Here is a 14,410-nt window from a genome sequence, read left to right on the forward strand (position 1 = left end):
ATGAGCATCTCGGTCTTCGAACATCCATTTCTGGCGCAGCTTTTCGGCGACGACGAAGAGATACTAAGCCTTTTTACGGCGGCAGCTGACATTATGCAGATGCTTCGCTTCGAAGCGACTCTAGCAGACGCTCAAGCTGCCTTGGATCTCATACCAGTAGAAGCCGGACGCGCAATCGCGCAAGCCGTAGAAACATTTGAGCCCAATCTGTCCGACTTAGCAAAAGCGACAGCGCGTGATGGGGTGATCGTTCCTTCTTTGGTGAAGGAACTGCGTAAAGCCGTGGGCAACAATCACGGAGAATACGTACATTTCGGCGCGACGAGCCAGGATGTCATCGATACGAGCTTGATTTTGCGGTTGAAGCGCGTCGGTACAATTCTCCATAGGCGAATTCAGCAGCTCACGATACGTTTCGATTTGCTTGAAACGGCGTTCGGAAAGAATATCTTGACCGGCTATACGCGTATGCAGCCCGCTATCCCTATCAACGTATCCGACCGCATCTCAAGCTGGAAAATTCCGCTTGGTGCTTATGAGACCAAACTGAATACCATCGCCTTTCCTGTGCAGTTCGGAGGAGCCGCTGGAACGCTTGAAAAATTCGGCGATCGGGCACCAGCTCTACGTGCTTTGCTGGCTGATAAACTTGGATTGCACCATAGCCCACAATGGCATAGCCAGCGGGCTTTCATTGTCGAGTTCGGCAATCTGCTTTCGCTGATTACGGGTACTCTTGGTAAATTTGGACAAGATATTGCGCTCATGGCTGAACTGGGTACAGAACTGTCCTTGACAGGCGGCGGCGGTTCATCCGCCATGCCCCACAAGCAAAATCCGGTGTCGGCAGAGATACTGATCAGCCTTGCCCGTTTCAATGCAGCCCAAATGGGTGGTCTTCATCAGGCAATGGTGCACGAGCAGGAGCGCTCCGGCTCGGCCTGGATGATCGAATGGATGATCCTGCCACAAATCGTTGCGTCGACAGGCAGTGCTCTCAAAATTGCATCAACCCTGATCGATAAGGTCGTTCGGATCGGAAGCGAGCAATCCTCGAACACATAACCATTTGGATATCGTTTATAAGGAATTTTTCATTTTACATGACCAATTAGATAGGCATGCTGAAATCAGGACATTCTCTGTTGCGACAAGACGGTCACGCTCGGGAATGGTGGGCGATAGGGAGGAGAACATGAAGAAAATCACATTAACCGCGCTTGCGGTCTTTTCACTTGCAACATCAGCAGCTTATGCCGATGTGGTGAAGGTCGGTGTCATCGGTCCATTTTCAGGCCCGTTTGCTCTTCAGGGGAAGAACTTCAAGGCTGGCATCGACGCTTATATGACCGAGCACGGCAACAAGATCGGCGATGACACTGTCGAGATCGTTTATCGTGATGTGCCGCAGGCTGATCCAGCGCAGTCCAAGGCGCTTGCGCAGGAACTCGTGGTCAAGGAAGGCGTGCAATATCTCGCCGGCTTTTACTTCACCCCTGACGCCATGGCGGTTACGCCCATTCTCAAACAGGGCAATGTGCCAATGGTGGTCATGAATGCCGCCACCTCATCCATCGTAACGAAGAGCCCTTATGTGGTGCGTACATCGTTCACCACATGGCAAACATCAACCCCGATTGCGAAGGTCGCACTCGATAAGGGTGTAAAGAAAGTCATCTCGGTTGTGAGCGATTATGGGCCGGGCGTGGATGCGGAAAACGCCTTCAAGGCAGCGTTCACGGAGGCTGGCGGCGAAGTGGTTGAAGCTATTCGCATGCCGCTCGCTACGAACGATTTCAGTCCGATCATGCAGCGCATCAAGGATTCCGGCGCGCAAGGCGTTTTTGCTTTTCTGCCATCCGGCCCAACGACGCTTGGCTTTATGAAGTCCTATGTCGACAACGGGTTGAAGGGTTCCGGCATCCAGCTTTTCGCTCCTGGCGATCTAACACAGGAATCTGATCTTCCGGCACTGGGAGAGAATGCTCTCGGTGTTCTTACGACTTTCCACTACGCAGTCTCGCACGACTCGCCGGAGAATAAGAAGTTTGTCGAGGAAGCCCGAAAGGCTATCGGCAATCCTGTGGAGTTGTCTTTCCCTTCAGTCGGCGCTTATGACGGCATGCATGTCATCTACAAGATGATCGAAGCGACTGGCGGTGAAAAAGATGCTGAAAAAGCAGTCGAGGCCGTGAAAGGCATGGAATGGATTAGCCCCCGCGGCCCTGTATCCATCGACCCTGAAAGCCGTCATATGACGCAGAACATCTATCTGCGTGAAGTCGCCAAAGCTGATGACGGCACGTACTATAACAAAGAAATCCAGACCTTCGAGAAGCAGGGCGACCCCGGCCTAAAAGCTCAGTAGCTCTGGCATTCAATAGTCAACGTCTTGATGGCTGAACAGCCTTAAAGCATGCATGCTCGTGGCTCATAACTGCGTATTTTAACACGTACCCCGAAAGCCCTTTTCCGCTTTTGGGGGTACGCCCAACAGGACCACTCAATGCAGACTGTGCTCAGCATTGCTGTCGATGCCCTCGCCTATGGCATGGTGCTTTTCGTCATTTCCATCGGCCTTTCAGTCACCATGGGCTTGATGCGCGTCGTCAATCTCGCTCACGGCGCATTTGCAATGATCGGCGGCTACTTCGCATCCTATGCTGCCCAGCAGCTTGGCCTCAATTACGGCTTTGCGATCATCATCGCCGTTGTCGGCACGATGATAATCGCCGTTCCGGTGGAGAGACTGCTCTATCGGCGCATTTATGGGGCGCCTGAACTGACACAGGTGCTGATGACCATCGGCATCACTTTCTGCATCATCGGTCTCACCAATTATATATTCGGACCGACACTGAAGACCATTCCTTTGCCTGAAATGTTGCGTGGATCGGTTGACCTTGGTTTTCGCTCCATTGCGAAACATCGCGTCTTTGCAATCGGATGCGGATTCGCCGTGGCTCTCGGCCTTTGGTACATCATCGAACGAACAGCCTTCGGCGTGAAACTGCGAGCTGCCGTCGACAATGCCAACATGGCGGCAGCCCTCGGCGTGCGGACTGAAATTGTTTACGCGATCAGCTTTGCGCTTGCCATCGGGCTCGCAGCTTTCGGCGGCGTTGTTGGTGCCGAACTTTTGCCCGTCGAACCCTATTATGCACTCCGCTACATGGTGACATTTCTGGTTGTCGTCTCCGTTGGCGGTGCAGGCTCCATACCGGGAGCGTTGATTGCCTGTCTTCTGCTCGGTGCAATCGATACAACCGGTCGTTATCTGGCACCGGAATATGGCGAGTTCTTCTTTTATCTGGCGGTGATCGTCATTGTGACCTTGTTCCCGCGCGGTCTTGCAGGAAGGCTGGCCCGGAAATGACCGATATGACGCAAAATCTTTCCCAACCTCGTCATTCCTATGCAGGTCTCATTGGCGTCGTGGCCATTACTGCGGCCAGCGTGGTTGGCTGGTTTCTGTTCCCCGACAATCTGGCATTGTTGACCCGCATTATTGCCATTGCCCTACTTGTCTTGTCTCTCGACCTCGTGACAGGCTATTGCGGTATAGCAACGCTTGGTCACGCTGCGTTGTTTGGAGCTGGTGCCTATGGTGCTGGCATCGCTGCTGCCCATTTCGGTATTACCGACCCGATACTAATGACACTTATCGGTCTTGTTGCAGGCGCCATCACCGGGCTTATTTCCGGTACGATCATCCTGCGCGCTCATGGACTGGCACAACTCGTTCTGTCGATCGCCGTTGTTCATCTGTTCCACGAAGCCGCCAATAAAGCATCAAATTGGACTGGCGGGAGCGATGGGCTAAGCGGCATTTCGCCCGATCCCATTTTCGGCATGTTCGAGTTCGATCTCTACGGACATACAGTCTATATCTACGCTGTCGTCCTGCTGCTCGTTTCCTTCATTTTCCTGCGTTATGTTGTACGCTCACCCTTCGGCATGCTTTGTCGGGGAGTGAAAGAAGACCCGACTCGCATTCATGCGATGGGCGCTTCCGTTCAGTCCACGCAGCTTCGTATGTATGTCATTTCGGGTGCTGTCGCCGGCATTGGCGGCGCGCTCAACGCAATTTCCACTCAGGTCGTTGGCCTCGATAGCCTCAGCTTCACCATGTCAGCGGAAGCCCTTGTCATGTTGGTTCTGGGGGGCACCGGATCGCTGTTCGGCGGGCTGATTGGCACAGTTGTATTCATGTGGTTCGAAGACCTCGTCTCTGCTGCAAACCCCTTCCACTGGCTTACGATGGTTGGCGCCCTGCTGATCGCCGTCGTGCTGTTTGCGCCGCGCGGCCTCTATGGAACCGTGGCCTATTACTTCGAAAAGAAGGCGCATCACAAATGAGCACAGTGTTTGAAGTAACGAAACTGCGCAAGAATTTCGGCGGTCTGGCGGTCACGAACGATGTATCGCTTAGCATGGCGAAAGGCGACCGTGTCGCCCTCATTGGTCCAAACGGCGCGGGCAAAACCACTTTCGTCAATCTTGTTACAGGCAACCTCGCGGCGACCTCCGGCACAGTGGCATTGGGCGGCGAGAATGTCTCCAAACTTAACGCCATGCAACGTGTCAGACGCGGGCTGGTGCGCTCATTTCAGGTTACCCGTCTCTTTTTTGACATGACGCCTGAAGAACACGTGGCTCTCGCTGTCCTGCAACGCGAAGGCAAGACGGGACGCATTCTCGGCAACTATAGCAACATGCCGGAAGTCATGGATGAGGTTCGCGATATTCTTGAAGCGCTCGGGCTTCTGCATCTAAGGCAATTAAGGGTGAGCGATATCGCATATGGCCAACAGCGGCTTCTGGAAATTGCCCTTGCTTTGGCGCTTCGTCCCAAAGTGCTACTGCTTGATGAACCCGCCGCTGGTGTTCCGCAAAGCGATACGGGTCGCATTGAAGAAGCGCTCGATCGTCTGCCGGCAGATCTCGCAGTTCTAATGATTGAGCACGACATGGACCTCGTTTTTCGCTTTGCAAAGCGCGTGGTCGTGCTCGCCGCCGGAACTGTAATTTTTGACGGATTGCCAGAAGATGTCGTGCAGGACGCTCGCGTCCGCGAAGCCTATCTCGGGAGCTATGCACAATGAGTGCCGCCTCAATTGAAGTTCGCAACCTCTCTTCCGGTTACGGCCCGACACGCGTCATCGAGGACGTCTCATTCAAGGCGGAACCGGGATCGCGGCTTGCCATTCTGGGCCGCAACGGCGTCGGCAAGACCAGCCTCTTTGCTACCATCGCAGGTCAAACCCGTCGTTATGGCGGTGAAATTCTGCTGAGTGGGAAGAATATAGCCACGCTTCCATCGGCAGCGCGCGCAATTGCCGGTCTTGGCTATGTACCGCAAACTCGGGATGTTTTTCCAACCCTCACCGTCGAAGAAAACCTCTTCGTTGGCCTCAAGAACCGGCCAAAGGATGCGCTAGAAGAAGCCTATGCGATGTTTCCGCGTCTGAAGGAACGACGCAGTAATCTTGGCTCACAACTTTCCGGCGGCGAACAACAGATGCTTTCCACCGCGCGGAGCATTCTCGGGCGACCGACGGTGCTTCTGTTGGATGAGCCGCTGGAAGGGCTTGCTCCCGTCATCTGCGAAGAACTGATGACCGCATTTTCAACCTTGGCGCAAAAGGGCGACATGACGATCCTGCTCGTCGAGCAACGTATCCAGAGCGCGCTCGACTTTGCCGATCATGTCATCATACTGGAACGTGGGCGCATCGCGTGGTCAGGTACATCGGCAGAACTCGGCGAAAACCAACAAACTGTCGAAGAACTGCTGGGTGTCGGCGGCCTGCACTAATCAGTTGCCAACAAACTCGAACTTATCGACATCCACGAGACCTCTGTCGGTAATCTTGAGATGCGGGATCACTGGCAGGGCGATGAAGGCCAGTTGCAAGAATGGCTCTTCCAGAACCGAGCCCAGTTCTTCGGCTGCGTGACGCAGCACACGAAGCTGGTCGCGAACGGTTTCGTATGGCTCGGCGCTCATCAATCCGGCAATGGGCAAAGGCATTTCAGCCAACACCTTGCCATCACGCACGACGACAAAACCACCTTCAATTTCACCCAAACGGTTTGCAGCCGCCGCAATATCTTCGTCGGATGTGCCCACCACACAGATATTATGGCTGTCATGACTGACGGTTGAGGCGATTGCACCCGATTTCAAGCCGAATCCATGCACAAAGCCGGTCGCAATATTTCCATTTTTGCCGTGACGTTCGACAACGGCGATCTTGACGACATCTTTTTCGAAATCAGGCTCGACGCCGTTCGGTCCGACCTTGAGGTCGAATTCGAGGCTCTCGGTAATAATCTTGCCGGGAATGATCCCGATTGCACGGGTTTTCCCGCTGTTTGAATGAGAACGGAAACTGGATGCGCTGACTTTGGGTGCCTTGACACTATTGCGCCCGACAGGAGCAACAGGCTGACGAGTGGCAAATAAATCGTCTGAAACTACCCTACCTGCAGACAGCACGATTTCTGCGTGACAGCCTTCGAGACTATCCACTACAACGAGGTCGGCGCGCTGGCCCGGCGCAACCAGACCACGGTCGAAAAGGCCGAAAGCACGTGCCGCAGAAATGCTTGCGGCCCTGTAAATGGCAATCGGCTCAACGCCACCCGCGATTGCCGTGCGGATGAGGTAATCGAGATGACCCTGATCGGCGATATCCAGCGGATTACGGTCATCCGTGCACAGTGCCAAAAACTGCGCATGACGCTCGGTAATGATTGGCATGAGCGCTTTCAGATCCTTGGAAACTGACCCTTCACGCACCAGCACATGCATGCCCTTGCGCATCTTTTCGAGCGCTTCTTCCGCACTGGTCGCCTCGTGTTCGGTGCGGATACCTGCGGAAATGTAACCGTTCAGATCTGACCCGCGCAGAAGCGGTGCGTGGCCATCGATGTGCCGCCCTTGAAACGCCTTGAGCTTCGCCATGCATTCAGGGTCTTTCGCCAGAACACCTGGAAAATTCATGAATTCTGCAAGTCCAATCACCTGGGGATGGTCAGCAAAAGGCAACAGATCATCAATCAGGAGTTCAGCGCCAGACGTTTCCATATGGGTCGCTGGCACGCAACTCGAAAGTTGCACGCGAATATCCATGATGGTTTCCAACGCACTATCGAGGAAAAACTTTATGCCTTCTGCACCCAGCACATTTGCAATTTCGTGCGGATCGCAGATCACCGTAGTGACGCCCTGCGGCAATACACACCGGTCAAACTCATGTGGCGTTACGTGCGAGGATTCTATGTGAAGGTGCGTATCGATAAATCCAGGCACGGCAATCCGCCCGGAAATGTCGATTTCACGCTTGCCCTGATAATTGCCGAATGTGCCAACAATTCGGTCGCCACAGATCGCTACATCGCTTTCGACAAGCTCTCCTGTTACGAGATCGAAGAAACGTCCGTTCTTCAAGACGATGTCGGCGGGCTCCCGACCTACACCCTGATCGATCATCCGTTCCAGCATCACGCCACCTCACATTCGGAATCAATTGTCGAAAGCTATCACAATGCAAGGCGCGGCGGTAAGGTCACCCTTCCGCCGCATTTATAACGTTCGGATGTCCAAATTTAACGGACGTATTCAATCATTCTGCTGCGGTTTAAAACCAGTTCAACACGATTATCATCAAGTTTATGCAAACAGACGCGCTTGGTCCACGGACCGTCATGCAACGTGAAAAGCGCGCGCCCCTGGCCGAAATCTTCCAGCGGCATGGCACGGCGCACAGGACCTATGCCCATGATGAGGTGGCCATCCTTGATATCGAAACTGGCGCCATAGGGCGACGCCTGCCAGTGGCCGTCGAATTCCCGGCAGATAGGTTTTACTGTGACCGGCTTCAACCGGCGAGACACATAGCCTATCTCGCCTTCCAAATCCGTACCCGTCCAGCGGAGCTGAACTGGTGAAGATGGCGACAGGGATGAGAACCAGCCATCGCCAATATCGTAAAGCGTGTCTTCGGAATCGAGCCAGTTAGCTATGCCATTGCGCATTTCCAGCCAGAACGGCCCGTTCTCCGTCACATAAAGCCCGTCTGGGATCGTGCAGTTGGTCTCCGGCAGTGACAAACCGTTGAGTGCGGCCATGCAATCGCGCGCCATCTTATAAGTGTTGGCGTCTTCACGATTTGAAACAACAATCATGCCGGTTTTCGCGGCTGGATCGAGCAAAAAGTAGCTCTTGTAGCCAGGATGCGAGCCACCATGTCCAACAAAGCGCTTGCCAGCCATTTCGTTCCACCGCAATCCAAGCCCGTAACCGGTCACCCGTCCGTCAGCAAGATGGCGATCGGCTGACAGCTTATCGAGCAAGCCTTTGAAAGGCCCCTCGCCATTGACGAGCGCCTGCGCCCATTTGGTCAGCGCCATGCCGCTCCCAGTCAAGCTGCCAGAAGCCGAAATATGCAGACCAGCAGAGCTGAGCTGCCATTTCTCGCCGGACTTCCAGTAACCGGGGACCAGACCTGCGACCGGATCATTCCACACGTCCGGCGCTTCCATGAAAATATCGAGAGGTGCAACAATATCCGACTTCACGAAATCATTGAAGCGAAACCCCTTCCGCTCCAGCGCGGCTTCCACCAGACGGTAGCCTGTATTGGAATAGGAAATCTCCGAACCCGCATCGAAATTGAGACTGTTCAGAGAGGCTAGATAATCCAGAAGCTGACTAGCTTCCGTCTCTGTGTAAACCGACAGCCCCAGAAGGGTGAGGCATTCCCGCGTGTCGGGCAGACCGCCAGTCATGTCGAGCGCGCGACCGACGGTGACATCGGCTAGCGGACTTTGCAGTTCCGGCAGATGGTCTCCCAGCCGATCCTCGAGGCTGATGATATCGCTATGCTTGAGAACCATCGCACAGAACGCATGTTTCGTGACTGATGCATAGCGAACAACAGTATTCGCCGTAAACGGTACACCTGTGGAAAGGCTTTCAAGCCCGCTGGCATAGGCAAACTTAACACCGTCTGGGCCGAAGCCGATGATAACGCCGCCCGGCTCATCCTTGGCCCACGTTCTCGAAAAGACTTTCGCGGCAAGCGAGGCCGCGTTCCAGTCAGCATGCGTTGACATGAAAACTCCGTCAGGCAGGTTCTTCCAGATTGACGCTTAGCGCGCGCAATTCTGTGGTATGCGGATGTGTTGTTCGCCCGGCGCGCAAATCTTCGGCGCTAAGCTGTTCCACCATCTCGCCGTGTTGCATCACCCCCACCTGCGGGCAGAGATGCGCTATCACAGCGAGATTGTGGCTCACCAGCACATAAGTGAGATTCTTTTCCGCGCGCAAGTCCGCGAGAAGATTGAGAATTTCAGCTTGTACCGAGACGTCGAGCGCCGAGGTCGGTTCGTCCAGCAGCAGAACTTCCGGTTCGGCAATCAAGGCGCGAGCAATAGCCACGCGCTGGCGCTGGCCACCAGAAAGCTGATGCGGAAAACGGAACCGCGCAGCTTTCGGCAACGCGACTTCGTCAAGAACCTTCTCAATACGCTTGTCGATATCGCCGATACCATGAACCAGTAGAAGCTCGCTCAGGATACGGTCGATGGTCTGGCGAGGATGCAGTGATCCAAAGGGATCCTGAAACACCATCTGCACCTGACGGAAGAAGGCAGGTGTGCGCTTCGGGGGAACATCCTTGCCATCAAACGCGATGCGGCCACTCCATCGCTCGTTGAGACCAGCCATTGCACGCAGGATGGTGGATTTGCCGGAGCCGCTTTCGCCAACAATGCCAAAGCTCCCGCCCTTCTCGACATTGAAGGATACACCCTTGACGACTTCACGCTCGTTGAAGCTGATGCGCAGTTGATCAATAACTATCATGAGTTCAGCCAGCTTTCTTCACGATTGAGAACCGGCAATCGATCACGGGGATGCATGAGTGACGGAATGCAATTGAGAAGTCCCTTCGTATAGGGGTGCTCTGCGCGCACAAGCTCGGAAGCTTTCAATTCCTCCATGACCCGGCCCATATACATGACCATGACGCGGTCGCAGAAATGCGACACGAGTGGAAGATCGTGGCTGATAAGGAGAAGTCCCATTCCGCGCTTGGAAACCAGATCGTCGATCAGGCGAAGAATTTCCGCCTGAACGGTGGCATCGAGCGCAGATGTCGGTTCGTCGGCAATGAGCAGTTCCGGATCGGGTGCAAGCATCATGGCAATCATGACACGCTGGCCCATGCCGCCCGAAACTTCATGCGGGTAAAGCTTTGCCACTTCACGCGGATTGCGGATCATAACTTGATCGAGAAGATCAACCGCAGCATCCATCGCTTGACGTTTACTACCGCCTTTGTGGGTGCGCCACGCTTCAGCCACCTGCACGCCAATGGTCTTTACCGGATTAAGAGAATATTTGGGGTCCTGAAGAATAAAGCCCGCTCGCTTGCCGCGTATCTGACGCATGCCACGTTCGGTGGCTGACAAAATGTCGATGCCATCGAATGAAAGCTTGTCGGCCTTCACTTCGGCGATTGGCGGCAGCAGTTTCATGAGGGCCCGCGCGGTCAAAGACTTACCCGAACCACTTTCGCCCACGATGCCCAGTTTTTCACGACCGAGCTGAAGGGAGATCCCGCGCACAGCATCGAAACGGCTGGTGCGCGTTTCAAAGCTGATCTGCAGATTTTTAATATCAACCAGCATCTGTTCTCTCAATTCTGCTTCGGATCGAGCACGTCGCGCAGACCGTCGCCGAGGAAATTGAAGGCGAGCGATACGAGGAAAATCGCGATGCCGGGGATGGTGGCAACCCACCATTGTTCGAAGATAAAGCGCTTGGCGGTAGCGATCATCGCACCCCATTCGGGCGATGGCGGCTGCGCGCCCATTCCGAGGAAGCCAAGGCTTGCTGCGGTTATGATGATCGAGCTCATGTCTAGCGTAATGCGTACAATGACGCTCGGTACGCAAAGCGGCATGATGTGGCGCAGAATGATACGGAAAGGCGAAGCGCCAGTCAGCTTGGCGGCTGCAACGAAATCGCTCTTGCGCAATGTCATTGTTTCCGCACGCGCCAGACGCGCATAGGGTGGCCATGCGGTTAAAGCGATTGCAAGCACAGCGCTTTCGACACCAGGCTTCAGTGCAGCCACGAAGGCAAGCGCAAGGATCAATCGCGGAAACGCCAGAAAGACATCCGTGACACGCATCAACGCCGTATCCACAATGCCGCCGAAATAACCAGCGATACAACCGATGAAGAGTCCAATGGGTGCGACGAGAATGACGACGGCGATAACCATTCCGAGGGTAACGCGGCCGCCGTAAAGAATGCGCGAAAGAATATCGCGACCAAGTTCATCAGTTCCGAACCAATGCGCTGCAGTTGGAGCAGAAAGGCGATTACCGAGATCCTGAACACTCGGATCGTACGGCGCCAGCAACGGCGCGGCCAGTGACAGAACGACGAAAGCGACAATGATAAAAAGACCAATCATCGCGAGCGGATTAGCACGCAGGTTTACCCAGATGCGATAGCGCCTGCCCCAATTGGCCTGAGAGCGGGAAGCGGGCGATTCATCCAGCGCCCAGTTATGAAAATTGGCAAAAATCATCGGACACGCGGATCCAGAACTTTATAGAGGATATCGGCGAGCAGATTAAGCCCGACATAGATAATGCCGATGAGCAGCGTAGCACCCACAACCGGATTCATATCGGCATTCATCAGCGACACGGTCAGATACTGGCCAAGGCCGGGCCAACTGAAGACAGTCTCGGTCACGACAGCCCCCTCCAGCAGACCTGCATAGGTGAGCGCTAGAACTGTCACCAGCTGCACGGCAACGGTCGGGAAAGCATGTTTCCAAATGACAGAGGTGAGAGACAGACCTTTCGCACGTGCCGTAATCACGAACTCACCCTTGAGCGCATCAAGCATGAAGGCGCGGGTCATACGCGTGATATACGCCATACTGAAATATGCGAGAATCAGGACCGGCTGCACCATATGGTAGACCGCGTCCCAGAACGCATCCCAGTCCCCCTCAATGAGACTGTCGATCGTGAGCAGACCGGTAACGTGGGGGATCATGCCCTCATAGATGATGTCCTGCCGTCCAGGTCCCGGCGCGATATCGAGCGTCGCATAGAAGACCAGAAGTGAAATCAGGGCCAGCATAAAAACCGGAACTGAGTGCCCAGCAAGACAGATCACGCGGATCGTTTGATCGACGATGGAACCCTGTCGAACAGCAGCCCAAACACCCAGTGGAATGCCGACAAGCGCCGCAACAAGAAGTGCCGCCGTTGCCAGTTCCAATGTCGCGGGAAAATAGCGAGCGATATCCTGCGTCACCGGATTTCGGGTCAGAATAGAGTTGCCGAAATCACCGTGCAGCACCTGTCCAACATAGTGCACAAACTGGACCACGAGCGGCTGATCAAGGCCCATCTCCGCACGGACACGCTGAATAACAGCCTCGGGTGCGTTGTCGCCCACGGCAGCGATAACAGGATCGACCGGCATGACGCGACCGATCATGAAAGTAATAACCATAAGCCCGAACAGCGTGATCAACACGCTGCTCAGGATACCGGTCAGATTCTTGAGGCTTTTCTTCACGCCTTGGCGATCCCTGCATAGGAATGAGAATCGGACAGAACGCCAAGACGCATTCCGGTAACATCCTTGCGGCAGGAGGCCGTCTCGAACTTCTGCATCATGATGATGAACGGGCTGTTGTTCATGAATTCGCGCTGCAGATCTTCATACATCTTCACGCGCTTTGCCGGGTCCTGTTCATCACGCGCAGCAAGGGACTTCTTGGAGAAATCCTCATTCTGGAAGTGCGAGCGCCATGCAAAAGGCTTCGTCTTCGCATCATCAGAATTATCCGGATTGTTGCAGAAGACATCGACATTGGTGTTCGGATCGAAATAGTCCGACCCCCATACAGTCAATGCCATCTGGTGTTCACGAGCGCGCATCTTCGTCAGAACCTGACGATTTTCAGCAGCCAGCAGCTCTACCTTGATGCCGATTTCGGCAAGGCTTGCCTGAATCGCCTGTGCGATATCGGGGCTCGGCTGTGCCGAATAGTGATCCATCTTGATCGAAAAGCCATCGGGAACACCAGCTTCGGCAAGCAGAGCCTTCGCCTTGGCAATATCCTTCTTGAACGGATTCTCATTCAGTGCTGCTGGAAAACCTTCAGGAACGAGGCTTTGGTGAACCTTGTAATTCAGCGGCACGATATTCTTCTGGATGCCATCATAGTCCACGGCCCACTTGATTGCTTCCCAGACTTTCGGCTTGGCAAGAACTTCCACGCTCTGGTTGAGCGACATCAGCATCAAACCGCCGACACCCTTGCGCACCAGATTATAGCTTTCATCGCCATCCAGAACGCGAAGCTGCTCGGTAGTGAGGTTACGTGCAATATCGACGTCCCCCTTCTGGAGCATGAGAAGCTGCGAAGACGGGTCCGCAACGTGACGCAAAAGGATGCGCTTCACATTGCCCTTGTATGCGCCATGCGGATTAACGTTCAGCATAATGCTTTCGCTCGGCTTCCAGGAAACGAGAACCCATTCACCCGAACCGGCGCTGTTCTTCTGAAGCCAGCCGTTACCGAGATCGTCACCGGAGGCATTTTCCAGAACAGTGTTCTTTTCCACAATGCTGGCGACACTGGCCGACAGGCAGTACAGCAGGAAAGGCAGCGACGTTGACTGCTCAACCGTCAGAGTCAATGTCGACGGATCAGTTGCAACGATGTTCTTCTCCGCATTTTCAGGCGTGAAACCGAACTGGCCGATGATGAAAGCCGGGCCCTTGTTCATCTTGATCGCGCGTTGCAGCGAGAAGGCAACATCCTCAGCTGTGATCTGTGCGCCGCTTGCAAATTTTGCATTCGGATCGATCTTGAAGGTGAAGACTTTTCCGTCAGCGTCGGCTGCCCAGGAAACAGCAACGCCGCCTTCCACCTGATCCGGATTGGAAAGACTTGGATGTACCAGACGCTGATACATGTTGTTGCAGATTTCGCTGCCGACAGCTTCAAAGCTCTCATGCGGATCAAGACTGGTCATGTTGTCGAGCTGCTGGGCCACAACCAGAATGTCCTGACGCCCGGCTCCTATTGCAGGCAAAATGCTGGCATAGGACAGGAAAGGAACGGCGGCTGCGCCCGCCAGAAAACCGCGTCTTGAAATCATTGAGAGCTCCTCTTGCAACACTTTCTGAAAGGCTCCCAGTTATCGGGAGCCATATCGACAGCGTTCTATCTCTGGATACATTTTTCCAGCTTCCCGCTATCACGTCGGCGGAGGCAGGGGCCAATGCAGAATTTTGCATTCCCTATGCAGAGTTTGCATGAGGACAAACTAAAAGAGACCTTTTGCTTGAAAG

At 54.4% G+C, this 14,410-nt stretch carries 12 protein-coding genes and 1 pseudogene; 6 read left to right on the forward strand and 7 right to left on the reverse strand.

The window, feature by feature from the left end; genetic code table 11:
* The 6 genes from MKS82_RS20405 to MKS82_RS20430 all read left to right on the forward strand — a co-directional run bounded on the left by MKS82_RS20405 (position 1) and on the right by MKS82_RS20430 (position 5,818).
* On the forward strand, positions 1 to 1,065 hold the full coding sequence (locus MKS82_RS20405) for a 3-carboxy-cis,cis-muconate cycloisomerase (protein ID WP_109986533.1): 1,065 nt from the start codon (positions 1 to 3) through the stop codon (positions 1,063 to 1,065).
* A 130-nt stretch (positions 1,066 to 1,195) separates the two neighbouring features.
* The gene (locus MKS82_RS20410; protein WP_109986532.1) at positions 1,196 to 2,368 is read left to right on the forward strand and encodes an ABC transporter substrate-binding protein; all 1,173 of its coding nucleotides are present in this window, start codon (positions 1,196 to 1,198) and stop codon (positions 2,366 to 2,368) included.
* 138 nt (positions 2,369 to 2,506) lie between these two features.
* Complete coding sequence (locus tag MKS82_RS20415; protein WP_109986531.1) at positions 2,507 to 3,376, forward strand: branched-chain amino acid ABC transporter permease; 870 nt, start codon at positions 2,507 to 2,509, stop codon at positions 3,374 to 3,376.
* Entirely contained in the window at positions 3,373 to 4,359 is a 987-nt protein-coding gene (locus MKS82_RS20420; protein ID WP_109986530.1) for a branched-chain amino acid ABC transporter permease, read from the forward strand. Before MKS82_RS20415 ends, MKS82_RS20420 begins: the two co-directional genes overlap by 4 nt.
* A complete protein-coding gene (locus tag MKS82_RS20425) occupies positions 4,356 to 5,105 on the forward strand; it encodes an ABC transporter ATP-binding protein (RefSeq protein ID WP_109986529.1) in 750 nt (249 codons plus the stop codon). Before MKS82_RS20420 ends, MKS82_RS20425 begins: the two co-directional genes overlap by 4 nt.
* The gene (locus MKS82_RS20430) at positions 5,102 to 5,818 is read left to right on the forward strand and encodes an ABC transporter ATP-binding protein (protein WP_109986528.1); all 717 of its coding nucleotides are present in this window, start codon (positions 5,102 to 5,104) and stop codon (positions 5,816 to 5,818) included. The genes MKS82_RS20425 and MKS82_RS20430 overlap by 4 nt, the downstream gene beginning before the upstream one ends.
* On the opposite strand, the pseudogene ade reads toward MKS82_RS20430, so the two are convergent.
* The 7 genes and pseudogenes from ade to MKS82_RS20465 form a co-directional block, all read right to left on the reverse strand.
* A pseudogene (gene ade / locus MKS82_RS20435) lies at positions 5,819 to 7,559 on the reverse strand (adenine deaminase). It abuts the gene before it with no gap.
* A 55-nt stretch (positions 7,560 to 7,614) separates the two neighbouring features.
* Positions 7,615 to 9,123 (reverse strand): serine hydrolase domain-containing protein, encoded by a 1,509-nt coding sequence (locus MKS82_RS20440; RefSeq protein WP_109986526.1) that lies wholly within the window; start codon positions 9,121 to 9,123, stop codon positions 7,615 to 7,617.
* A gap of 10 nt (positions 9,124 to 9,133) precedes the next feature.
* Complete coding sequence (locus MKS82_RS20445) at positions 9,134 to 9,874, reverse strand: ABC transporter ATP-binding protein (RefSeq protein WP_109986525.1); 741 nt, start codon at positions 9,872 to 9,874, stop codon at positions 9,134 to 9,136.
* Entirely contained in the window at positions 9,871 to 10,701 is an 831-nt protein-coding gene (locus MKS82_RS20450; protein ID WP_176037789.1) for an ABC transporter ATP-binding protein, read from the reverse strand. Before MKS82_RS20450 ends, MKS82_RS20445 begins: the two co-directional genes overlap by 4 nt.
* A gap of 8 nt (positions 10,702 to 10,709) precedes the next feature.
* Positions 10,710 to 11,612 carry a nickel transporter permease gene (gene nikC, locus MKS82_RS20455; RefSeq protein WP_109986523.1) on the reverse strand — a complete coding sequence of 301 codons (903 nt, stop codon included), beginning with the start codon at positions 11,610 to 11,612 and terminating at the stop codon, positions 10,710 to 10,712.
* Positions 11,609 to 12,622, reverse strand: coding sequence for an ABC transporter permease (locus MKS82_RS20460; protein WP_176037788.1), 1,014 nt, complete (start codon positions 12,620 to 12,622; stop codon positions 11,609 to 11,611). The genes nikC and MKS82_RS20460 overlap by 4 nt, the downstream gene beginning before the upstream one ends.
* Positions 12,619 to 14,217, reverse strand: a complete 1,599-nt coding sequence (locus tag MKS82_RS20465) for an ABC transporter substrate-binding protein (protein ID WP_240579204.1) — start codon at positions 14,215 to 14,217, stop codon at positions 12,619 to 12,621. Before MKS82_RS20465 ends, MKS82_RS20460 begins: the two co-directional genes overlap by 4 nt.
* Positions 14,218 to 14,410 lie beyond the last annotated feature (193 nt).

It is taken from the genome of Ochrobactrum sp. A-1, assembly GCF_022488005.1.
Lineage (GTDB): Bacteria > Pseudomonadota > Alphaproteobacteria > Rhizobiales > Rhizobiaceae > Brucella.